Genomic DNA, 22,370 nt, shown 5'->3' with positions numbered 1-22,370 from the left:
ATGACCTCGCTCAATGACGGATCGCCCAGAATTCGAGTTCGAGCGCCGGAAACTCGCCAGCGATGTACATCGCCAGGTTGCCGGTCTGCTCCAGCTCCTTCCACAGCTCGCCGCCGCGATCCAGCTCGAAATAGGAAAAGCCCGCGTGAAACGGAATCTGCCGCGGCGCGACCGGCATCGCGCGCAGGCCGATGCCCGGCAGCGCGAGATTGACGAGATCGCGCAGCTTTTCAGCGGGCGCGATCTTCACCTGCGTCGGAAAGCGCGTGCGCAGCGCTTCGCCCGGCATTTGCGCGTTCGCGGCGAGCACGAAGCCGGCGCTCTTCACGAGCTCCAGATCGTTGATGAGCGCGACGCGCACGCCGGGCTTGCGGCTTTGCAGCTCGATCGCGACGGCGTCGGGTTCGCGCACGATGCCGATCAGTTGCCGCACGTCGCGCATGAGCGGCTCGAACGACGTCGCGACATCGTCATGGCGATACGGCGGATACGCGAGCACGCGGCGGCGCTCGTCGAACGCGGCGAGATCGCCGGCGAGCGCGAGCGTCGTCTGATACAGGCGTTCGGGATGCAGCAGCGGCACTTGCAACAGATGCGCGTACTGCGGCTCGAAGCGATTGAGCGTTTGCAGCAGCAGAAAATCGGCGATCTCCGCGACGCCGCCGCGCCCCGGATTCGCGAGGCGGCTCGCCAGGCGGTCCGCATGTTGATGCACGAGGCCGGCGAGTTCCTGCGCATAGCCGAAGAGACGCGGGTCGGCGTGCGCGTGGAGCATCGGCGGGATGTAGCCGGGATCGAGCACGACGCGGTTGTCGGCGCGCCGTTCCAGCACGCGCGCAAGCCCGATGGTCGCGAAGGCGTCGGTCGCGTCGCGCGCGAGCATGAGCCGCACGTTCGGCGCGCCGACGCGAATCTGCGCGACGCGGTCCGTGCTCGTCGTTATATCGGCGACGGAAGTATCCGTCGTGCGAAAGCGCAATCCGTCGATGCGGCCATCGGCAGCGCCATCGGCGTCGAATTCCTTTGCGCCCGCGCGCGCGAGCGGCAGCGCAAGCAACACGAGCTCGTCGCGCGTGCCGGCGGGAATGTCGAGCGGCGGCGGCGCGGGGAAGTCGTCGGGAAAGGAGAACGCGGTGCCGTCGGGCAGCACGCCGAACGCCGACGCAAGCGCGATCTTGCCGAGCCCGAGCGCGATTTCGTCGAGCATCACGGCGGCCCAGCCCCACGACCACGCCTCGGTCGCGCGCGCGTGCGAGCGCACGAGATGCTCGATGAAGCGGTCGTGCTGCTGGAAGTGCTGGGGTTCGAGGAACAGGCCCTCGGACCAGATCATGCGTTGGTGCCAGGTCATGGTGCCTCGTATGGGCTTGGGCTCGATGCTGAAAGAACGATTCAGCGCGGCGGATTTGCAAACCGGCGCGCGCTGTCACTTCTTCTTGCCCGATGGCGGCGGCGCGGGCTGCGCGGCGATCGATACGTCGGCGGCGTCGATACGCACGTTCATCAGCGTCGTCTGGTTCGGCGGCACCGGCGCGCTCGCCCGCCAGCGCGATCGCTCGATGTCGCGATACGCCGCCACGACCGCGACGAACTTCGTGCCGGGCTGCACCGTCTGCTCGACGCTGCGGCTGTCGCCGGGCCGCAGCACGTATTCGTTCTTCGCGTTGAGATCGCCGCCGAGCGTCGCCTGGTCTTTGCCGTAGAGCGTGAAGAAGTCGGCGCTGTCGAAGGCGGCCGTCGTCTTCAGCTCGTACACGCGCACGACGACCGGCGACGGGCGGCCCGCGTGATCGGGATTCGCGCCATCCAGCGCGCTCACGCTGATACGCACGACCGTCGGCGCGGGCGGCGGCGGCGGCGACTTGCAGGCGCTCGCCGCGAGCGCGCAAAAGAGCAGTGCGCAAAGACGCGGACGCGGGTTCTCCATCATTGGGATCGTGTGACTTCGCAAGTGGCTTCGGACACCACAACAGACGAACGAAAACGCCGCGCTTTTCAAATCGCTCGCGGTGTTTCGTCTAGTGAGGGCACCGCGCTGGCGCTTCGCCGGTAGCGCCAGTGCGAAGCGGCGGTCATCGAGGAGGGCGTTCGTGAAACCGATCGGGCGGACATGCGCGGGGCTCGCGCTCTTTGCAATGCTTAACGTCTGCGCGCAGACGGCGCAGAAGGCGCATGCGGCCACGGCGGATCAGGCGCTCACGCCGGCCGCGCGTCAGGCCGAAGCCCGCGTGCGCGACGCGGAAACCATCGCGACGCTGTCGCATGAAGGGCGGCTCCTGCTCGCGCGGGATCAGGTGAAGCTCGACGGCTACGCGTATTGCAGCATGTCGGTGGCGGCGGCCGAGCGCGGCGATTTCCGCGAGAGCATCGAGGCGGCGTCGCGGGCGCTCGTCGTCGCGCGGGAGACGGACAACGCCCATCTCGCCGCGCTGTCGCGGCGCGATCTCGCCATCGCGTACAGCTATGCGGGCGATCTCGACGATGCCGAACGCTACGCGAAGGAAGCCATCGCGGCGGGCGGGAAGAATCCGGAGCAGGTGCTCGCGCCCGCGCACAAGATCCTCGGCGATATCGCGGCGCGGCGCGGCGATCCGTCGGCGGCGCTCGGGGAATATCGCGCGGCGCTCGCGACGGCGTCGGCGCGCTACCGGCCGATGGTGCTCCTCTCGATCACCAACGCGCAGATCGCGACCGGCGACGCGGCCGGCGCGCGCGCCACGTTCGAAGAAACGTCCGGCGTGAAGGACACGTTGCTTGCGCCGTTGCGCAGGCGCATCGAAGGCAATCTGCTGCTCGCGGAGCACAAGCCGCAGGCGGCGCTCGAAGCGTTTTCCGCAAGCGCCACAAAAGGCGGCTCGGACGCGAGCTACGACAACCTGTGGGCGCACGAGGGCATGGGCCGCGCGTATCTCGCGCTCGGCGACCGCGGCAAGGCGCGCGAAGCCTGGCTCGCCGCGCTCGACGATTCGGAAACGATCCGCGCGCGCTTTCGCAGCGACGAGTTCAAGACCGGCCTGTTCTCCGATACGCAGACGGTCTTCGAGGAAACGATCGCGCTCGTCGTCGAGGACGGCGACTACAAGCAGGCGTGGGCGCTTTCCGAGAGAAGCCGCAGTCGCGCGCTGCTCGATGTCGTGCGCAACCGGCTCGCGACGAACGTCGATGAAACGCAACTGAACGGCCGCGCGCTCTCGCTCGACGACGTGACGAGCGCGCTGAATCCCGGCGAGGCGATCGTCGAATATCACGGCCTGCCCGACAAGCTGATCGCGTGGGTCGTGCGCCGCGACGGCATTCAGGGCTTCACGCTGCCGGTTCCGCGAAAGGACATGACGCTCGCCGTCGGAGATTTCCGCACGTCGATCATCCGCGGACGTCCGCAGGCGCTGACCTACGGCGCGAAGCTCGATGCGCTCCTGATCCAGCCGCTCGGCTTGCGGCCGAACGAACGGATCGTCATCGTGCCGAACGGCTCGCTGCATTACATGCCGTTTCAGGCGCTGAGGAACGCGCAAGGGTTTCTGATCCAGCGGCATGCGCTTGCGCTCGCGCCATCGGCGAGCATCGCGGTGCAGCTCGTGCGGCGGCAGCAGCGCATCGCGAGCAATCTCGTCGCGTTCGGCAATCCGCGCATCTCGCCGGAATTCGATCTGCCCGGCGCGGAAGCCGAAGTCCGCGCGATCGGACCGCTCTTCGCGCAGCGCGAGACCTTTCTGCAAGGCGACGTCACGCGCAAGACCTTCAGCGACAACGCGCCCGAGGGCCGCATCGTGCATGTGGCGACGCATGCGCAGGCCGACACCATCGATCCGCTGCATTCGCGCGTGCTGCTCGCGCCCGCGAAACAGCCCGCCGACGGCCCCGACCCGATGCTCGCGCAGGACATCTACAACCTGAAGTTCGATTCCGTCGCGCTCGTCACGTTGTCGGCGTGCGAGACGGCGCTCGGGCGCATCGAGCGCGGCGACGAAATCATGGGCTTCACGCGGGCGTTCTTCTATGCGGGCGCGTCGGCATTGCTCGTGTCGATGTGGCCCGTTTCGGACGAATCGACCGCGCTCACCATGCGCACGTTCTACGGCGCGCTCACGAAGGGCGAGGAAGCCATCGACGCGATGCGCGACGCGCAGCTCGCCGTGCTCGCCGACGGCAAGTTCGCTCATCCGTTCTACTGGGCGCCTTTCGATCTGATGGGCAACTGGCGGCTCTCGGTCGCGCGCTGAAAGACGTTTTCCGATCACCGGTGAGGATTGCAGAAGTGAACCACGCCACGAAATCCCCATGCTTTTCCTCACGTTCGAAAGCGCGTGCGGCGGGCGTCGGCATCGTCTGTGCAAGCGCGTTCTCCGCGTGGGCGCAGCAGGTGCCGATGCCGGGCACGGCGCAAGTGCCGAGCGCGGGCACGCTGCTCAACGAGCAGCCGCGTCCGTCGACGTCCGCGCCGCCGCCGGGCGGTTCGAGCGCGCTGCCCGCGCCGCCGGCCGCCGCGCCGGAAGTGCCGGACGGCAAGAAGTTCACGCTGAAGAGCATTCGTTTCGCGGGCAACGAAACGCTGCCCTCGGACACGCTGCTCGCGCTCGTTTCCGACAGGATCGGCCAGGAAGTGTCGATCAACGATCTGAACGCCATGAGCACGAAGGTCGCGCAGGCGTATCGCGAGCGCGGCTATCCGCTCGCGCAGGTCGTGATTCCGCCGCAGGACGTGACGAACGGCGACGTCACGTTCACCGTGCTCGAAGGCAAGATCGGCCGCGTGCGGCTGACGATGGCGCCCGGCGCGCCCGTCAAGGAATCGATGGTGCGCGCGCGGCTCGCCGCGATCGAGCCCGGCAAGCCGCTGCGGCAAACCGAACTCGAACGCACGATGCTCCTGCTGTCGGACCTGCCCGGCATTCGCGTGAGCTCGGCGCTGGAAACGGGCAGCGCGCCCGGCACCGTCGATCTGAACGTGACGGTCGAGCCGACGCGCCGCTGGAACTTCGCGGTTTCCGTCGACGACTACGGCGCGGCGCCCGCCGGGCGCTGGCGGCTCGGCGCGGTGGGACGGCTCGCGTCGCCGTTCGGCATCGGCGACAACCTGGACATCAACCTGCTCGCGGCCGAGCGCGCCGATACCGTCTACGGACGCATCGGCTACGACGCGCCCGTCGATGCGAGCGGCACGCGCGTCGGCATCGCGTATTCGCATCTGTATTACTACCTCGGCGAGCAGTTCTCCTCGCTGAACGCGCATGGCGATGCGGATGTCGTCACCGCGTCGGTGTCGCATCCGCTGATCCGCTCGCGCAGCCAGAACCTGCTGTTGCGCGGCGCGCTCGAATACCGCTCGCTCACCGACAAGATCGACAGCGTCAGCTTCGACAATCCGCAGAAGCTGTATGTGGCGAGCGTCGGGCTGTCGTACGAGAGCCGCGACAGCTTTCTCGGCGGCGGCTTCAACAGCGCGGACGTGCAACTGGCGTTCGCGCATCTGAACATCGATTCGGCGCTCGCCGAGGCCATCGATCAGGGACCGTTCGGGCGCAACACGCAAGGCAACAGCGTGCGCCTCACGATGCAGGCCAATCGCCTGAACGCGATCACGCGCAATACGAGCTTTTTCGTCGGCGTGTCGGGGCAATGGGCGAACCAGAACCTCGACAGCTCGTCGCGCATCACGCTCGGCGGGCCGCGTGCGGTGCGCGCGTATTCGCCGTCGGAATCCGTCGTCGATGAAGGGCTGATCGCCACGGCCCAGCTTCGCTATGCGGTGATTCCGTCGCTCACGCTGTCGACGTTTTTCGATATCGGCGTGGGCCGCTACAACGCGCGCTCGATTCCCGGACAGGGCGCGAACACCGTGACGCGCAGCGGCGTGGGTCTCGGCGCGTTCTGGAGCGGGCCGTACGGAATCACCGTGGATGCGAGCGTGGCCTGGCGCACGACCCGCGCCGACACCACCGGCGACGACAAGGTGCCGCGCGTCTACGTGCAGGTATCCAAATCGTTCTAGCGCGGAAACAGGAAACGAGGAGTTCGACATGAGCGACATCACCTGCCTACGGACCCGCAGGCATCGCCGGGAATGGGAGCGCGCGATCAGGCGTTTCGCCAGACGCGCCGCCCGTCACATGGGCGCCGATGTGAGGGTATCCGCGCTGTTGCCGCTCCTCGTGGTCGTCGCGGCGCCGGGCGCGTTCGCGTTGCCGGTCGGCGAGCAGGTTCAGGCGGGCAGCGTGACGGTCAACCGGCCAAACGCGACGTCGATGACGATCACGCAAGGCTCGCAGAAGGGCATCGTGAACTGGAACGGGTTTTCGATCGCGGGCAACGAGCGCGTCGATATTTCGCAGCCGTCGGCGCAGGCGGTGCTGCTCAATCGCGTCGTCGGCAATGAAGTCAGCCGCATCGCGGGGCAGCTCAACGCGAACGGGCAAGTGTTTCTCGTGAATCCGGCGGGCGTCGTGTTCGCGCGCGGGGCATCGGTGAATGTGGGATCGCTCGTCGCATCGACGCTCGGCATTTCGAACGACGCGTTTCTCGCGGGCACATATCACTTCGCGCAGGGCGGCGCGGCGGCCGGCAAGGTGTCGAACCAAGGATCGATCACGGCCGCGACCGGCGGCGCGGTCGCGTTGCTCGGCGCGCAGGTCGACAACAGCGGACTCGTCAGCGCGACGCTCGGCAAGATCGCGATCGGCGCGGGCAGCGACATCACGCTCGATTTCGCGGGCGACGGCCTCACGATGCTGAAGGTGAACGACAAGGTCGCGAACGCGCTCATCGGCAATTCGGGGACGCTGCAGGCGGACGGCGGACAGATCGTGATGTCGGCGCGCGCCGCCGACGACGCCGCGGCGAGCGTGCTCAACCAGACGGGCACGGTGCGCGCGAGGAGCGTCGAGTCGCGCAACGGGCGCATCGTGCTCGATGGCGGATCGGCGGGCGAGACGGATATCGGCGGCAGCGTCGATGTCAGCGCGCCCGATTCGGGCAAGGGCGGACAGATCGACGTGACCGGCTACCACGTCGCGGTGAGCGACGGTGCGCGTGTCGACGCGAGCGGCGCGGGCGGCGGCGGCCGCGTGCGTGTGGGCGGCGGCGCGGCGGGCAAGGCGCCGGACATCGTCAACGCCGATGCGCTCTGGATGAGCCCGAACGCGCACGTCATGGCCGATGCGCTCGTCGCGGGCGACGGCGGCAACATCGTCATGTTCGGGACGGAAGCGGCGCGCGTGTACGGCGAGCTTTCCGCGAAGGGCGGGCCGGGCGGCGGCAACGGCGGGCTCGTCGAGACGTCGGGCAAGTATCTGGCGACGGACGGTGCGCGGATTCACGTCGAGGCGCTGCGCGGGCACGGCGGGCAATGGCTGCTCGATCCGTCGAGCATCGAAATCGTCAATACGGCGCCGTCGAGCGTGAGCACGGGCACCACCGACAGCACGTCATGCTGCTCGCTTCAGGCGCTCAGCACGAGCCTGGGTCCGGCTCTTTCCACGACGACGAATCCGGTGACGTTCACGCCGGGCGCGGGCGACAGCTACGTGCTCGCGTCGGACATCACGTCGCAACTGAACCGGGGCGCGTCGGTGACGATCTCGACCAGCAAGGACGGCGGAGGCGAATACAACGGCGACATCACGATGCTGAAAGGGACGAGCATCACAAAGACCGCCGCCGACAACGAAGGCACGCTCACGCTGAGCGCCAACGGCTCCATCACCGTGCTCGGAACCATCGGCGGCGCGGCGGGCGACCAGCGGCCGGCGGGCAAGCTGAACGTCGTGCTCGACGCGAACACGGGCGCCTCGGGGCAAAGCAACATTCTGCTTTCCGGCGCGTCGATCAGCACGAATGGCGGTTATCTGGCCATCGGCGTGCCGCAAAGCGTTGCCGGGACGCCCGCGGCCGCGAAGCGCTTCGACGGCGCGGCGGTCGGCATCATCGACTCCAGGATCGAGACGACCGTGCCGCAAGGCCCGACCGGTCTCGCGAGCGGCTCGGTGACGATCAACGGGCAAGGCACGCTCAAGGTTCCGGACACGATTTTCGGGATCAGCGACACGGACGTGGGCCTAACGAAGAACCAGGCCTATGCGCCCGTCACCATCAGCAGTTCGAGCATCGCCACTTCGGTCAGCGACATTTCCGTGTCGGGGCAGGCCGGCGGCGACTTCGGGGCGCCGGCGGGCGTCGCCATCGGCGGGACATCGAGCCTGCGCACGTCGTCGGGCAACATCAGCATCACAGGCAGCGCGCCGACCACCAAGGAGCGCGTGCAGACGTTCACCGACATCTACGGCGTCGCGCTTCGTCCGGCATCGCTCGGTCCGTCGACGGCGCTATTGAGTACCACGACGGGCAACATTTCCATCACCGGTACGGGACCGGCGATGGATAGCGCGGTCAGCTCGGTGAGCGGCGGCGGCGTTCTGATCGCGCCGACGGCACGCCTCGACCAGAGCACCACGGTCATACGGACCGGGTCGGGAAACGTGAACATCATCGGCAACGGGATGTCGATCGGCACTGCGTTCGGTGGCGTGAGCGGCGCGGGCGTGATGTTGCGGCCGGAATTCCTCGGCTCGGGCGTCGGTCCGCTCGTGCATACCGGCTCGGGCAACGTCTCGATTTCGGCCTCCGCGACCACGATCGCGAACCTGACCGGGGGAACGCTGTCCGGCTCGGGCGTGAGCATCGCGGCGGACGGGGGCCAAGGCTTTCCCTTCAGCCCGTCCGTCGTTTCGGACGCCGGCAATATCTTCGTTACGGGCAACGGGGCGAGCGTCACGGGAACCGTGAGCGGCGGAACGGTCGGCGGCTCGGGCATCGCCATCGGCGGATCGTCGGTTGCGCTGAGCACAGGCGGCGCGGGCAGCATCACGCTCAACGGCAACGGGCCGAAGGTGCAGGCGCTCAACACCGGATCGGTGTCGGGTTCCGGCGTGAGCATGGTGGCGGCGTCCGTCTCCACGAACATCAACTCGATCAGCACGGCGAACGCACCGCTCGTGCAGACGCAGACGGGCCGCATTTCAATCGACGGCAAGGGGCCCGCCGTGCAGACCGTGGCCTCGCTTTCGACTTCGACCTCGGTGTCGACCGGCATCGGCAGCGTGACCGGCGACGGCGTGAGCCTGCTGCGGGCTTCGCTCAGCACGAGCGCTGGCGGGATCGTTCCGGTGATTTTGTCCGCGAGCGGCGACGTCGATGTTCACGGCACCGGGGCGGTCGTGCAGCGTTCGCCCGGGCGTGTCGGGGGCAACGGCGTGCGGATCATCGGCACGTCGCTCGGCACCGGCGGCGCGATGAGCATTACGGGAACGGGCGCGACGGCCGGCGGCGGCAGCGCCGCGGTCGCGGGCGCGGGTGTGTACGCGCAGAACGCGCGGATCTCATCGACCGGCGCGGACGTGTCGATCACCGGCGCGTCGGCGAACGGCAAGCGGCGCTACGTTCCGGCGATCGAGGGCAACGAAGAACCGGTTCATTTCGACGGCGTGCATCTCGAAGCATCGGATGTCGCGGCAAGCGGCGGCAGGCTGTCGATTCGCGGCACCGCGCCCGATGGCATCGCCGCCTACGGCGTGTTCGTGGCGGGCATGAGCCCGGCGCTCGGCTTGCACGCCGACGGCGCGGTCACGATCTACGGTCTGGGCAGCGGCGCGGACGGCGTGGCGCTGGCAGGCACGTCGTCGTCGAATCGCGGCGTCGTCGGCTCGGCGAACGGTTCGATCGATATTCGCGGCGGCACCAACGGCCAGCTCGACGCGAACGGCGCGCATGGCAAAGGCGTATCGCTCGCCGATGTGACGCTTCAGGCCAACGCGCCCGCGCAGACGGTGTCGGTCACGGCATCGACACCCGCCGACGCCGCCACCGCGCTGTATATGAACCGGGCGACGCTCTCGGCGGGCGACTACGGCACGATCGTCGTGCGGGCGTCGAACTCGGGCAAATACGGCTTCGTGTTCGACGATTCGGGCAGCACGTTCTCGTCGCGCTTCGGCACGGTCGTGTTCGTGCCCGGCAAGGTCGGCGCGGACTTCGACATCGTCGGCGACAACGCGCAGGCGATCAACGTGCTCGGCGCAAGCAGCGGCCTCAGCATCGGACCGTCGATGCTCGGCGCGATCGCGTCGAACATCGCGACGGTCGTCATCGGCTCGTCGACCCAGGCCGGGAAGATCACGGTCAGCCTGCCGCAAGGCTTCGCGCACGACCTCACGCTGCAGAACACGGGCGCGGGCAGCCAGGGCATCGATCTGCCATCGGGCGCCGCGATGCCGGACAGGACGCTCGCGCTCGATTCGTCCGGTCGCGTCACCGATCCGGGCGGCATAAAAGCGCAGACGCTTTTGCTCGCGGGCGGCGGCGACTTCGATCTCGCCGACGCGGGCAACGACGTCAAAGTGCTCGCGCTGTCGGGCGCGCATGACGTGCGGTTTGCGACGGCGGGTGGCTTCACGATCGGCACGGCGAGCGCCAATGGTTTCGACGGCGCGACGGGCAACCTCGCCAGAATCGGCGGATCGCAGCCGAACGTCACCGGCGACCTCACCGCGATTTCCGATGGCGGCGCGATCGCGATCGGAACACCCGGCACGCCCGGCGCGCCGACGCACCTGAGCGCGGGCGGCAGCATCGACCTCGTGATGGAGCGCGGCGTCTTCGACAACGCGTCGGGCGGCACGATCGGCGCGGGCAACGCGTGGCGCATCTGGGCGGCGACGCGCAACGGCGAGAACCGCAACGGCGTCGATCCGGGCGGCGCGCTGCCGAACTTCTACGGCTGCGTCTACGGCGGATTCTGTAGCTGGAACGGGCAGCCGTCGCAGAGCGTCGTGCCGGCGGACGGCAACCACTTCGTCTACGCCGACCGGCCGACGGTCACCGTCACCATCGGCAGTCAAACGCGCGAGCAAGGCGGAGCGAACGGCGCGTTCGGTTTCGACGTCAGCGGTCTGCTGGCCGGCGATCGGCGCAGCACGTCCGTCGTCGCGGGGCGGCTCGGCTCGTCCGCGACGACGATATCGGCGGCGGGCGTGTATGGCATCGACGGCACGTTTTCGTCGCCGGTTGGCTACAACGTCGTCGTGGAGCCGGGCACGCTGACCGTCACGCCGATGCAGCTTCAGGGCGCCGTTTTCAACACCAGCGGACTTCAGCCGCTTTTCACGGCGCAGGAACAGACCTTCGTCTACGAGAGCAATCTGGGCGCGGTCAACATCTGCGTCGGCACGAACGAGCCGATCCTCGCGCTGCAACAGCCCGAAGGCGACGCCGACGCGCTCGCGGCGGAATGGAAGCGCGTGCGCTCGCGGCCGAATCTGAACAACTGTCTGGTCGTGAACGGACAGCACGGCTGCGGCGAGTTTTGAGGAGCCGCGATGATCGACATCGAACCGCTCCTCGCGCCGACAGAAACGATGCCGCCCGCAGGCATCGATCTGGAATACGACGCGGCGTTTCTCGAATTCGAAGCGCTCGCGCGCGGCATGCCGCAGCGTCAGTTCGACGTGCTCGTCGAGCCGCCGCCGTGGAACGACGTGCTGGAGCAGGGCGACGCGCTGCTCGCGCGCTCGAAGGATGTGCGCGTGGCGATTGCGTGGACGCGCGCGGCGGCGCATGTCCACGGACTCGCGGGCTTTCATGCGGGTTTGCGCCTGCTGACGGGCCTCGTCGAGCGCTATTGGGACGGCCTCTTCCCGCCGCTCGATCACGATGACGACAACGATGCCGTATTGCGCATCAACGCGCTTGCGCCGCTCGCCGATGCCTACACGCCGTTCGCGGAAGCCGAGACCTTGCTGCACGATCTGCGCGAATGCGAAGTGTGTCGCGTGCATGGCGAGCGGCTCGCCGTGCGCGACATTCTGGTGGCGCAGGGCAGGCTCGCGCCGGAGGAAGGCGCGAACGGCGCGACGCCGGCGCGCGTGGAAGGCATGCTCGCCGATGCCGTGGCGCAGGATGCCGAGCTTCTCGCGAATGGGCTCGATCTGCCGCGCGCCGTGCAGACGCTGTGCGCTTGCCTGACGGAGAAGCTCGGCGCGGAACGCGCGCCTTCGATGACCGCGCTGACGATCGCGACGCGTCACGTCGCCGCGCAGTTTCGCGCGTTCGCTTCGACGGACGCGCCCGAAGCATCCGCCGACATCACGAAGATGAAAGAAGCGCCGACGCTTCGTCGCGCGATTGCCCGCCCCGGCGAGATCGCGACGCGCGACGATGCGCTCGCCGCGCTCGACGCGGTGTGCGCGTTTCTCGAACGCACCGAGCCGACCAATCCCGCGCCGCTGTTGATCCGCCGCGCGCGTGGATTGATGGGCAAGGATTTTCTCGCGGTGATGCAGGATCTCGCGCCCGACAGCCTCGCGCAGATTCATCTGATCGCGGGGACGAGGCCGCAGTGAGCGCGGGTTCTCGAATCGAGTCTTCAATCCGGCCACAACTCGTTCGTTTTAATTGCGTGGCTCATGCCCACTCGAAGGAGACGTCATGGCAACCAGCAGTCAGAAATTCATCGGGCGCAATCGTGCGCCGCGCGTGCAGATCGAATACGACGTCGAAACTTATGGGAGCGAGAAGAAGATTCAGCTTCCGTTCGTGATGGGCGTGATGGCCGATCTCTCCGGCAAGCCCGCCGAAGCGCTGCCGCCCGTCGATCAGCGCAAGTTCCAGGAGATCGACATCGACAACTTCGACAGCCGCATGAAGGCGATGCATCCGCGCGTCGCGTTTCAGGTGCCGAACAAGCTGACGGGCGAGGGCAACATCAGCGTCGATATCACGTTCGAGAACATGGACGATTTTTCGCCCGCGGCCGTCGCGCGCAAGGTCGATGCGCTCGCGAAGTTGCTCGAAGCGCGCACGCAGCTCGCGAATCTCGTCATCTTCATGGACGGCAAGAACGGCGCGGAAGAACTGATCGCGCGCGTGCTCGACGATCCCGCGCTGCTCAAGACGCTCGCCACGGCTGCGCCATCCGCGGCTGCTGCAGCCGAATGAGACCCGAGAGCCTTGAAAGGAAACGACCATGTCCGACATTCCGCAATCCGCCGAACCGCAAGCCGAAGCGCCTTCCGCGTTGCAGGGCGCGCTGCTCGAAGGCGACGATCTCGCCGCGCTGCTCAACCGTGAGTTCCGTCCGAAGAGCGACGAAGCCAAGAGCGCCGTGCAGACGGCCGTGCAGACGCTCGCGCAGCAGGCGCTTTCGCAGACGAAGCTCGTTTCCGGCGATGCGATCCGCTCGATTCAGGCGATGATCGCCGAGATCGACGCGAAGCTCACCGAGCAGGTCAACGAAGTCATGCATCACGCGGACTTCCAGAAGCTCGAGGGTTCGTGGCGCGGGCTGCACTATCTCATCAACAACACCGAAACCGACGAGATGCTCAAGATTCGCGTGATGAACATCTCGAAGAAGGATCTAGGCAAGACGCTCAAGCGCTTCAAGGGCGTCGCGTGGGATCAGAGTCCGCTTTTCAAGCAGATTTACGAGCACGAGTACGGGCAGTTGGGCGGCGAGCCGTTCGGCGCGCTGATCGGCGATTACTACTTCAACCAGACGCCGCCCGATGTCGAGATGCTCGGCGAAGTGTCGAAGATCGCGGCATCGGCGCATGCGCCGTTCATCGCCGCCGCCGATCCGAGTCTCTTGCAGATGGACTCGTGGCAGGAGCTGGCCAATCCGCGCGATCTCACCAAGATATTCGGGACACCGGAATATGCGAGCTGGAGATCGCTGCGCGCATCCGAGGATTCGCGTTACATCGGTCTCGCGATGCCGCGTTTTCTGGCGCGCGTGCCGTACGGCGCGAAGACCGAACCGGTCGATGAATTCGACTTCGAGGAAGACACCGGTTCCGCGGATCACACGAAATACACGTGGGCGAATTCCGCTTATGCGATGGCGGTGAACATCAACCGGTCGTTCAAGTTGTATAGCTGGTGCTCGCGGATTCGCGGCGTGGAATCGGGCGGCGCGGTCGAAGGTTTGCCGGTGCACAGTTTTCCGACCGACGACGGCGGCGTCGATATGAAATGCCCGACCGAGATCGCCATTTCAGACCGGCGTGAGGCGGAACTGGCGAAGAACGGTTTCATGCCGCTGATTCATCGCAAGAACTCGGATTTCGCGGCGTTCATCGGCGCGCAGTCGCTGCAAAAGCCGTTCGAGTATGAAGATCCGGACGCGACCGCGAATGCCGCGCTTGCCGCGCGGTTGCCGTATCTCTTTGCTTGCAACCGCTTTGCGCATTATCTGAAGTGCATCGTGCGCGACAAGATCGGCACGTTCAAGGAACGCTCGGATATGGAGATCTGGCTCAACAAGTGGATCACGCAGTACGTCGATGGCGATCCGGCGAATTCGTCCGAGCACACGAAGGCGCAAAAGCCGCTCGCGGCCGCGGAGGTCAAAGTGCAGGAAGTGCCGGGCGCGCCGGGGTATTACACGTCGCAGTTCTTTTTGCGGCCGCATTATCAGTTGGAAGGGCTGACGGTGTCGCTCAGGCTGGTTTCGAGGTTGCCTTCGGCGAAGCAGGCGGCTTGATGCGTGGTTGGTTGGATGATGCCCGCGATGGTTACGTCGCGGGCATTTGCATCACCGTCACCTGCGAAGCATCCCCCACCCAAACCGCGCTGGCACTAAAGTTATCGTGCCCCGGCCGCGCGGTCCCACGCAGATGCGCCACCATCAGATCCAGCCACGCTTGAGGCGTCCGAGCGCGCCCGATCGCATCGATCATCACCGACTCGTCGAGATACTCCCAAAACCCATCGGTGCAAAGCAGAAAGGCGTCGCCCTCCGCGATGAGAAACGGCTCATCCGACGCCGCGATCGACAGATCATCCGCCGTTCCGAGCGCCGAAAACAGCACGTTACGGCGCGGATGCGTTCGCACGTCGCGGCTCTCCAGCAGATTCGCATCGATCATGCTCTGCACGAGACTGTGATCCTGCGTTTGCACAACCGTCGCGCCGCGCCGGAAGCAGTAAAGCCGCGTGTCGCCGCAATGCGCCCACGCCGCGATGCCCGTGCTTTCGTCGATGCCGAGCAGCACCGCCGTCGAACGCATCTGCGAAAGATCGCGGTCGTGCTCCTGCGCATCGATGATCGCGTCGTTCGCGCGCAGCAGCACACGCAACAGGTTCGGCCCGGTCAGCGCGACGCCCGCCGATGCCACGCGCGTCAATTCCGCGAGCACGGTATCGACCGCGATGCGCGATGCCGCATCGCCGCCGCCGTGACCGCCCGCGCCGTCCGCGACCACGCTCGCAAAGAGCGCCGCATGCCGCCACGTCGCCAGCGCGTCCTCGTTGCGCGACCGGCCGCCCACATCGCTCACGCTCGCGGTTTGCAATTGCATGTCGTGTCTCTCGTTACCGGCGTTGTTTAAGCTCGTCGATCTGCGCCTCGTAGGCGGCGACGAACGCTCGGCCGAACAGCGTATGGAAATCTTCGGTGGCTTCGCGCGAAAGCTGGCCGTACATCTCGATGAAAAGATCCCAGCAGCGCGCGCGGCGATTCAATCCCGGCAGCACGCCGTCGAGCAGCGAGCGCCCGGACAGCCGCGCCTCGATGCGCTGCGGCTCGAAGCGCTCGAACACGCCGTCGAGCGCCGCGCGCATCCCCGCGACCATGCCGACCTGATGCGCCCGCAGATCGGCGTACGCATCGTCGAGGGCGGCGGCGGGCGGCATGAAGCCGCGCATCTGCGGATTGAGCAGATGCATGAGCGCGGCCTCCACGTTCGGCGAAAACTTGAGCGGATTGTTGTCCGACGCTTCGATCATCGTCGCGCCCGTTCGCATCTCGCGCTTGAGCGCGGCGCGCGCGGCGAGCAGTTCGAGCGTGCCGCGCGCCGCTTCGCGCAGCAGCTCGCCGAGAAGCTGCATCAGCGCGGGCGTCAGCGCATCGATACGCACGCCGTGCGTGTTCAGCCCGCGCAGGAAGGCATCGACGAGCGCGCGATCGTCGGCGAGCTCCGCTTTCGATGCAACCGCTGACGGCGTCGGCGCCGATCGCGGACGCGGCGGCGTGAACGCGCTGTGCAGTTCCGATCCGGCGTCCGGCCGCGTCGCGGGCGTCCCGGCGGGGCGCGCCGCGGCCGTCAGGCTGGCGAACGGATCGGCATCGTGCGCGGTGTTGGGCTGCGCAAGCGGTTCGACGAGCGGATCGGTGATCGACGCTCCGTCGGACGACGCGCCCGGCGCGAGGTCGAACAACTCGTCGATCGAGCGTTTGCCCGCCGGATCGTCGAAGCCGAAGTCGAAGTGTTCGGCAGCTTTCGGCTTCGGCGTGTGGAGGTTGGCGTCGAAATCGCCAGGCGCCGACGAACCCGCGTCGAACAATCCCGCGAACGGATCGTCCGATGGCGCGTTGGCCGTGACCGTATCGTCATCGACGCCGATATCCGCGCGCAGCTGATAGCCGCCGATCTGCACTTCGTCGCCGTGCGCGAGCGCGACTTCCTGGCCCGGATCGAGCGGCGCGCCGTTGACGAGCGCCGGATTGCTGCCGCGGTCGATCAGCAGAAAGCGCCCGTCGCGCCACTCGATCTGCACATGCAGACGCGAGACCGTGCGCTCGGCGTCATCGAGCACGAGCCGGTTCGTGACCGCACGCCCGACCGTGCCGCCGTCGGCATCGAAGGTCGCCGAGAGCGGCACGCGCGGCGGCTGTCCGTTGTGAAGCGTCACCGTGAGCGTGAGCATGGTTCACTCGAACGCGTAGACGAAGTCGCCCGCGCTCGCCGAGAGCCGGATGTGCGCCAGCGCGCCGCCTTCGGTGAGACGCGTCAGATATTCCGTCGAGATGCGCGGCAGGACGGTGTTCGTGAGCAGCGCGTCGATCACGCGGCCGCCCGATTCGGCTTCCGTGCAGCGCGAAACGATGAGCCGCACGGCGTCCTCGTCGTACTCGAACGGAATGCCGTGATTGTCCGCGACGCGCCGCCGGATGCGTTCGAGCTGAAGCCGCACGATGTCGGCCATCATCGCGTCGGAAAGCGGGTAGTAGGGCACCGTGACGAGCCGGCCGAGCAGCGCGGCGGGAAACACGTCGAGCAGCGGGCCGCGCAACGCGCGCGCGAGTTCCTCCGGCGCGACCGCGCGCGCGGGATCGCGGCACATCGACATGATGACTTCCGAGCCGACGTTCGACGTCAGCAGGATGATCGTGTTCTTGAAGTCGATGTAACGCCCTTCGCCGTCTTCCATCCAGCCCTTGTCAAAAACCTGGAAGAAGATTTCGTGGACGTCGGGATGCGCCTTCTCCACTTCGTCGAGCAGCACGACGCTGTACGGACGGCGGCGCACCGCTTCGGTCAGGATGCCGCCCTCGCCGTAACCCACATAGCCGGGCGGCGCGCCCTTCAGCGTCGAAACCGTATGCGCTTCCTGAAACTCGCTCATGTTGATGACGATGACGTTCTGCTCGCCGCCGTAGAGCGTTTCGGCGAGCGCGAGCGCCGTTTCCGTCTTGCCGACGCCCGACGTGCCCGCGAGCAGGAACACGCCGATCGGCTTGTCGGGATTGTCGAGCCGCGCGCGCGAAGTCTGGATGCGCTTCGCGATCATCTCGAGCGCGTGGCGCTGGCCGATCACGCGGCGATCGAGCGCATCGGCGAGATTGAGCACGGCGGCCAGCTCGTTCTTCAGCATTTTGCCGACCGGAATGCCGGTCCAATCGGCGACGACGCCCGCGATCACGCCCGCGTCGACGCTCGGCAGAATCAGCGGCGCATCGGCCTGCAATTCGGCGAGACGCGATTTGAGCGACGCGAGGCGCGCGAGCTGGTCATCGCGTGAAGCGGCGTCGGCGGCTTCGCGCAACGTCGCGCGCAACGCAAGCAGTTCGTCGACGACGCGCTTTTCCTCGTTCCAGCGCGCTTCGAGCCCGCCGAGCGCATCGCGTTCGCGTGCGAGCATCGCGGCGACATCGGCTGCGCGCGTGCCGACATCGACGCCCGCATTCGCCTCCCGCGCGACGATCTGCGCCTCGACTTCGAGCGCCTCGATACGGCGTTGGCAGTCGTCGACGAGCGGCGGCGTCGCGTGCTGGCTGACGGCGACGCGCGCACACGCCGTGTCGATGAGCGACACGGCCTTGTCGGGCAACTGCCGCGCCGGAATATAGCGATGCGACAGCCGCACGGCCGCCTCGATCGCCTCGTCGAGCAACTGCACGCGATGATGCCCTTCGAGCACCGCCGCGACGCCGCGCAGCATCCGCACGGCCTTGTCCTCGTCCGGCTCCTGAACCTGCACGACCTGAAAGCGCCGCGTGAGCGCGGGATCTTTCTCGATGTGCCGCTTGTATTCGGCCCACGTCGTGGCCCCGATCGTGCGCAGATCGCCGCGCGCGAGCGCCGGTTTCAGCAGATTGGCGGCATCGCCGGTGCCGGCCGCGCCGCCCGCGCCGACGAGCGTATGCACTTCGTCGATGAAGAGAATCACCGGCTTCGGACTCGCCTGCACATCCTCGACGACCTGACGCAGACGCTGCTCGAACTCGCCCTTCATGCTCGCGCCCGCCTGCAAAAGCCCGAGATCGAGCGACAGCAGCGCGACCTCGCGCAAGGGCGGCGGCACGTCACCGCGCGCGAGCCGCTGCGCGAAGCCTTCGACCACGGCGGTCTTGCCGACGCCCGCTTCGCCCGTCAGCAGCGGATTGTTCTGCCGCCGCCGCATGAGAATATCGACGAGCTGGCGAATCTCGTCGTCGCGGCCCGTAACGGGGTCGAGCTGGCCGCGGCGCGCCTTGTCGGTGAGATCGGTCGCGTATTTGCGCAGCGCTTCCTGCTGGCCCATGGCGGCGGGCGCGGCTTGCGCATCGGCCGCGTCCGGCTGCGGCTCGGCTTCGCTTTCCTCGACCGAATCCGCGACGATGCGCGCGAAATTGTCCGACAGGTCTTCCGGCTTGATGCGCTCGAATTGCCGCGATATGCCGACGAGCACGCTGCGCAGCCGCTGCGTCTTCAGCATGCCGACGAGCACATGCCCGGTCCGCACTTTGTTCGCGCCGAACAGCAGCGTGCCGTAGACCCAGCCGCGCTCGATCGCATCGCCGATGTGCTCGGAGATGTCGGAGATCGACGTCGCGCCGCGCGGCAGGCGATCGAGCGACGCCGTCAGCTCGCGCGCAAGGGCGGCGGCGTCCACGCCGTAATGCGCGACGATGCGCTGCCAGTCGGAGTTCGGCGTCTCCAGAATCTGCATGATCCAGTGCGCCAGCTCGACATACGGATTGCCGCGCATCTTGCAGTAGACCGTCGCGCTTTCGACGGTCTTGTAGCCGAGCCTGTCGAGCTTGCCGAACAGCGCGACACGACTGATTTCCGCCATCGCCGGACTCCTTTTTTTACGATGCGCGCGGATCGAAGGCGCGCCTCCATCCGATAAGACGGCGCAGCGGCGGCTTTTTTTCAACGTGTCCGCCGTTCAGGCGAGATGCGCGTCGGCGTCGAGCGCGAGATCGGCGCAATCGGCGCGGCGCGCGGCGAGACCGAGCCACGCCGAATAGCCGAGCCGTCCGTAGCGGCCGAGCTGCGCGGTCGGCACGTCGTCGGCGGCGAGGACGAGTTGCGCGTCCCATGCAAGCTCGCCGTTCAGATGCCGGCGCACCACGGCGACGAGCGTCGGCAGCGCGGCGCCGCCCGGCAGCAGCGACTCGAACTGCGCGAGCGACAGCGGCCCGATCGCGAGGCGAAACGCGTGCTGCCGATCCCACACCGCGCGTCCCAGCACCGCGCCGCGTCCGAGTTGGGCGAAGCCCGCTGGATCGCCGGGACCGTGCATCGCCCGATGCCGCAACGCAGTGCGCTCGTCGCGTTGCAGCGTCATCCAGTGCCCGCGATACGGCTCCACGCGCACCGGCACGCGCAAGAGCGCGCTCGCGATCGCTTCGAGCACGTCGGCGGGACGCGTCTGCATGTTGGCGAGGCCCGCGAAATGCAGCTTCGCGTGATCGGAGACGGCGTCGCGATTGCGGCTGGCTTCATCCGCGAGTCCGATCAGCGCGCCCGCATAGAAGGCGAAGCGGTCGTGGCCGGGACGATCCAGCCACGCTACCGGCCGTCCCTGCGCCCACGCGCGATAGAACAGCAGCAGGAATCGATGCAGCAGCGTATCGAGCAGGTGCGCGAAAGCCGTGTCGCCGCGATGCAGCGCGCGCTCGCGGGCGAAGTCCGTCAGATGCAGCGGCAGCGGGCCGTTCGGTCCGAGATAACCGAAGAAGCGCTGTTCGAGGCGCGGCGCGCGGGCGTTCTCATCGCGTGTGAGCGCGGCGAGCGGCGCGGGCGCGAACGAAAGCGATACGTCCTGCGCGAGACGCAGCGGCTCGTCGGCGGGACGCGCGCCGCAGCCGAGACGCGGCAAGTGCGGCGTCAGTGCCTCGACGTGCCGCATCAGGCGATAGAAATCGTGCCGATGCGGCTCGGCGGCGACTGCATCGAAGAGATCGACGAGTGCGCGCGCAGGCTCGGGCAGCGCCGCCGCGCTCAGAAGATCGCTCTCGTCCCGCATCGCGGTGCCAGGCGCAGGATTTCGCCGCGCGCGCTCGTGCGCAAAGCGGTCTGCACGAACGCGTTGATCGACACGTAGCGCGCGAAAAAGCGGTCCAGCACGCAGCCGAAGAGCCACGCGCTGCCGCCCTGAAAGGCGAGATCGTCGACGAGCACGTCGATCATGAGGCCGCGACCGAACGCGATCGGACCGGGCATCGGCAGACGGCGCACGACGCCGCGCGCATCCACGGCGGCGACGCCCGCGACCTGGCTTCGCCCCGCCTGGTCGGCGTCCGCGACATGCAGCATCAACAGCGCGCGCAACGCGGCGGCGGCTTCGCGCGGCCCGTTCGACACCGACAGGTAATGCAGCGACAATTGATCGATGAGCCGCCAGCTCCGCGCCGCGTCGAGATTCGCGGGCGCGGGCCGCGACGGGCCGCTCACACAGCGCACGCGGCTCACGGGCGCGGCGATGTCGAGCGAGAAATCGTCGCCGGTGGCGCTGCGCGGCATCATCAAAGGCAGATCGCGATTGGTGCAGAGCGTCGCGAACGACAGTTGCCGCAGCGAGCCGCGATACGGCGCGGCGTTGGGGTCGACGATCGATACATACGTCTCGCTGCCCACGTATTCCGTGCGCGCGCCGCTCTTGCGCCGTCCGGCGGGCACGATGCGCGGCTCGCGCTCGGTCGTGAAGTACGCGGCGTCGCCGGGGCGGTCCGCGAGAAAGTCCGCGTAGAACGGATGGAATGTCTGCTCCGCATCGTCGTTCGCGCCGTAGCCCGAGACGGCAGTGACGGAATGCACTTCGAAGTCGAGCGGATGCGTGCGGTCCGGCACGACATGAAAGCGCGCGGCGGCTTCGGTCACGAGCGCGCGATCCGCGTGCTTCGCGAAGAGATTGATCGCGGGCACGCAATCGAGCAACACGTTGTCCTTGGTGACGATGCGTTCGAGCGACGCATCGCCGTTCGCGAGCAGAAACGTCAGTTCGATTTCGCGCGATGCGAACGACGGCAGCACATCGGCGAACCCGGCGAGGCGCGCGAATCGAAACCGCTCGGGCAGCGCGAAATACTCATGCAGCAGCCGATAACCCTGAAACGCGTTCGGCGTGACGGGCAGGAGCGCTTCGCGATCGCCGAAACCGGCGGGCGCGACGGCATCGGCGGGCAACGCGGCAAGCGCGCGGCTCGGGCGCTCGGGCGTCGATACGACGACGGCGAGCGTCCCCGACATCACGAGTTCGTACAGGCGATACGCGGTTTCGTCGCCGCCCGCGAAATGCAGGTTCAGCGCATCGAGACGCAATACGTCGAAGGACAGGCCTTCGGGCGTCGCGAGGCGGATGCGCAGCGCGCCCTTCACGCGCGGCGCGAGCGTCTGCGTCGCGGGAATCGCGGCGAGCGGCAGGTCCTGCATCTGCGCGACATAGCGCGCGTCCGTCAGCTCGATCGGCCAGAGCGTGAGATCGGCGCCGGTACGGAATTCGCACGGCGTCATGTGCGCGCTCGCGGCATGCCGGGCGATGAGCGCGGTGCCGCGCGGCACGGTGAAGCCATCGGCGAGATTCGGATTCGCGAGATCGGGCGCGAGACGGGCGATCAGCATCGAAGGCGTCGGGCAGGCGGCCTGCGGCAGCACGACATGCGCGAGTTGCTGCGTGAAGCGCGGAAACTCCTCTTCGATCTTCAGTTGCACGCGCGCCGCGAGAAACGCCGTGCCTTCGAGCAGACGCTCGACATAGGGATCGGCCACGTCGATGCCGCTCATGCCGAGGCGCGCGGCGATCTTCGGAAACTGCTGCGCGAACTCCGCGCCCATCTCCCGCAGATGCGCGAGCTCGGTGTTGTAGTGACGCAGAAGTCGCGGGTCCAT

General features: G+C 67.5%; 13 protein-coding genes. 6 read left to right on the top strand and 7 right to left on the bottom strand.

What is annotated here, in order from left to right:
- Positions 1-10 precede the first annotated feature (10 nt).
- A complete protein-coding gene (gene tssK, locus QCE58_RS16925; protein ID WP_008346440.1) occupies positions 11-1,351 on the bottom strand; it encodes a type VI secretion system baseplate subunit TssK in 1,341 nt (446 codons plus the stop codon).
- Between the two features lie 75 nt (positions 1,352-1,426).
- Positions 1,427-1,927 carry a type VI secretion system lipoprotein TssJ gene (tssJ, locus tag QCE58_RS16920; protein WP_250522466.1) on the bottom strand — a complete coding sequence of 167 codons (501 nt, stop codon included), beginning with the start codon at positions 1,925-1,927 and terminating at the stop codon, positions 1,427-1,429.
- A gap of 163 nt (positions 1,928-2,090) precedes the next feature.
- On the opposite strand from tssJ, the gene QCE58_RS16915 reads away from it, so the two are divergent.
- From QCE58_RS16915 to tssC, 6 genes are all read left to right on the top strand, one after another.
- On the top strand, positions 2,091-4,223 hold the full coding sequence (locus QCE58_RS16915; RefSeq protein ID WP_250522467.1) for a CHAT domain-containing protein: 2,133 nt from the start codon (positions 2,091-2,093) through the stop codon (positions 4,221-4,223).
- A 35-nt stretch (positions 4,224-4,258) separates the two neighbouring features.
- Entirely contained in the window at positions 4,259-5,992 is a 1,734-nt protein-coding gene (locus QCE58_RS16910) for a ShlB/FhaC/HecB family hemolysin secretion/activation protein (protein WP_250522468.1), read from the top strand.
- Between the two features lie 28 nt (positions 5,993-6,020).
- Positions 6,021-11,360 (top strand): S-layer family protein, encoded by a 5,340-nt coding sequence (locus tag QCE58_RS16905; protein ID WP_250522469.1) that lies wholly within the window; start codon positions 6,021-6,023, stop codon positions 11,358-11,360.
- A gap of 9 nt (positions 11,361-11,369) precedes the next feature.
- Positions 11,370-12,392 (top strand): type VI secretion system protein TssA, encoded by a 1,023-nt coding sequence (tssA, locus tag QCE58_RS16900; RefSeq protein ID WP_250522470.1) that lies wholly within the window; start codon positions 11,370-11,372, stop codon positions 12,390-12,392.
- 85 nt (positions 12,393-12,477) lie between these two features.
- Positions 12,478-12,987: a type VI secretion system contractile sheath small subunit gene (gene tssB / locus QCE58_RS16895; protein WP_008346450.1), complete on the top strand. Its 510-nt coding sequence runs from the start codon at positions 12,478-12,480 to the stop codon at positions 12,985-12,987.
- Between the two features lie 28 nt (positions 12,988-13,015).
- Positions 13,016-14,533, top strand: a complete 1,518-nt coding sequence (tssC, locus tag QCE58_RS16890; protein ID WP_008346451.1) for a type VI secretion system contractile sheath large subunit — start codon at positions 13,016-13,018, stop codon at positions 14,531-14,533.
- A gap of 31 nt (positions 14,534-14,564) precedes the next feature.
- On the opposite strand, the gene QCE58_RS16885 is transcribed toward tssC, so the two are convergent.
- The 5 genes from QCE58_RS16885 to tssF all read right to left on the bottom strand — a co-directional run bounded on the left by QCE58_RS16885 (position 14,565) and on the right by tssF (position 22,370).
- On the bottom strand, positions 14,565-15,350 hold the full coding sequence (locus tag QCE58_RS16885) for a PP2C family serine/threonine-protein phosphatase (RefSeq protein WP_250522471.1): 786 nt from the start codon (positions 15,348-15,350) through the stop codon (positions 14,565-14,567).
- A gap of 13 nt (positions 15,351-15,363) precedes the next feature.
- Complete coding sequence (tagH, locus tag QCE58_RS16880) at positions 15,364-16,698, bottom strand: type VI secretion system-associated FHA domain protein TagH (RefSeq protein ID WP_250457043.1); 1,335 nt, start codon at positions 16,696-16,698, stop codon at positions 15,364-15,366.
- A gap of 3 nt (positions 16,699-16,701) precedes the next feature.
- The gene (tssH, locus tag QCE58_RS16875) at positions 16,702-19,329 is read right to left on the bottom strand and encodes a type VI secretion system ATPase TssH (protein WP_250522472.1); all 2,628 of its coding nucleotides are present in this window, start codon (positions 19,327-19,329) and stop codon (positions 16,702-16,704) included.
- 96 nt (positions 19,330-19,425) lie between these two features.
- The gene (gene tssG, locus QCE58_RS16870; RefSeq protein WP_250457041.1) at positions 19,426-20,508 is read right to left on the bottom strand and encodes a type VI secretion system baseplate subunit TssG; all 1,083 of its coding nucleotides are present in this window, start codon (positions 20,506-20,508) and stop codon (positions 19,426-19,428) included.
- Complete coding sequence (gene tssF / locus QCE58_RS16865) at positions 20,484-22,370, bottom strand: type VI secretion system baseplate subunit TssF (protein WP_250522473.1); 1,887 nt, start codon at positions 22,368-22,370, stop codon at positions 20,484-20,486. Before tssF ends, tssG begins: the two co-directional genes overlap by 25 nt.

The sequence above is a fragment of the Caballeronia sp. LZ028 genome (assembly GCF_031451415.1).
GTDB lineage: Bacteria > Pseudomonadota > Gammaproteobacteria > Burkholderiales > Burkholderiaceae > Caballeronia > Caballeronia zhejiangensis.
Note: the sequence above shows the minus strand (reverse complement) of the source record. Positions and strands in the feature narration are given on the sequence as shown.

Excerpts from the sequence above, each read along its gene's own strand:
- tssK (WP_008346440.1), bottom strand. The coding sequence starts at position 1,351 with ATGACCTGGCACCAACGCATGATCTGGTCCGAGGGCCTGTTCCTCGAA.
- tssJ (WP_250522466.1), bottom strand. The coding sequence starts at position 1,927 with ATGGAGAACCCGCGTCCGCGTCTTTGCGCACTGCTCTTTTGCGCGCTC.
- QCE58_RS16905 (WP_250522469.1), top strand. The coding sequence starts at position 6,021 with ATGAGCGACATCACCTGCCTACGGACCCGCAGGCATCGCCGGGAATGG.
- tssA (WP_250522470.1), top strand. The coding sequence starts at position 11,370 with ATGATCGACATCGAACCGCTCCTCGCGCCGACAGAAACGATGCCGCCC.
- tssB (WP_008346450.1), top strand. The coding sequence starts at position 12,478 with ATGGCAACCAGCAGTCAGAAATTCATCGGGCGCAATCGTGCGCCGCGC.
- tssC (WP_008346451.1), top strand. The coding sequence starts at position 13,016 with ATGTCCGACATTCCGCAATCCGCCGAACCGCAAGCCGAAGCGCCTTCC.
- QCE58_RS16885 (WP_250522471.1), bottom strand. The coding sequence starts at position 15,350 with ATGCAATTGCAAACCGCGAGCGTGAGCGATGTGGGCGGCCGGTCGCGC.
- tagH (WP_250457043.1), bottom strand. The coding sequence starts at position 16,698 with ATGCTCACGCTCACGGTGACGCTTCACAACGGACAGCCGCCGCGCGTG.
- tssH (WP_250522472.1), bottom strand. The coding sequence starts at position 19,329 with ATGGCGGAAATCAGTCGTGTCGCGCTGTTCGGCAAGCTCGACAGGCTC.
- tssG (WP_250457041.1), bottom strand. The coding sequence starts at position 20,508 with ATGCGGGACGAGAGCGATCTTCTGAGCGCGGCGGCGCTGCCCGAGCCT.
- tssF (WP_250522473.1), bottom strand. The coding sequence starts at position 22,370 with ATGGACCCGCGACTTCTGCGTCACTACAACACCGAGCTCGCGCATCTG.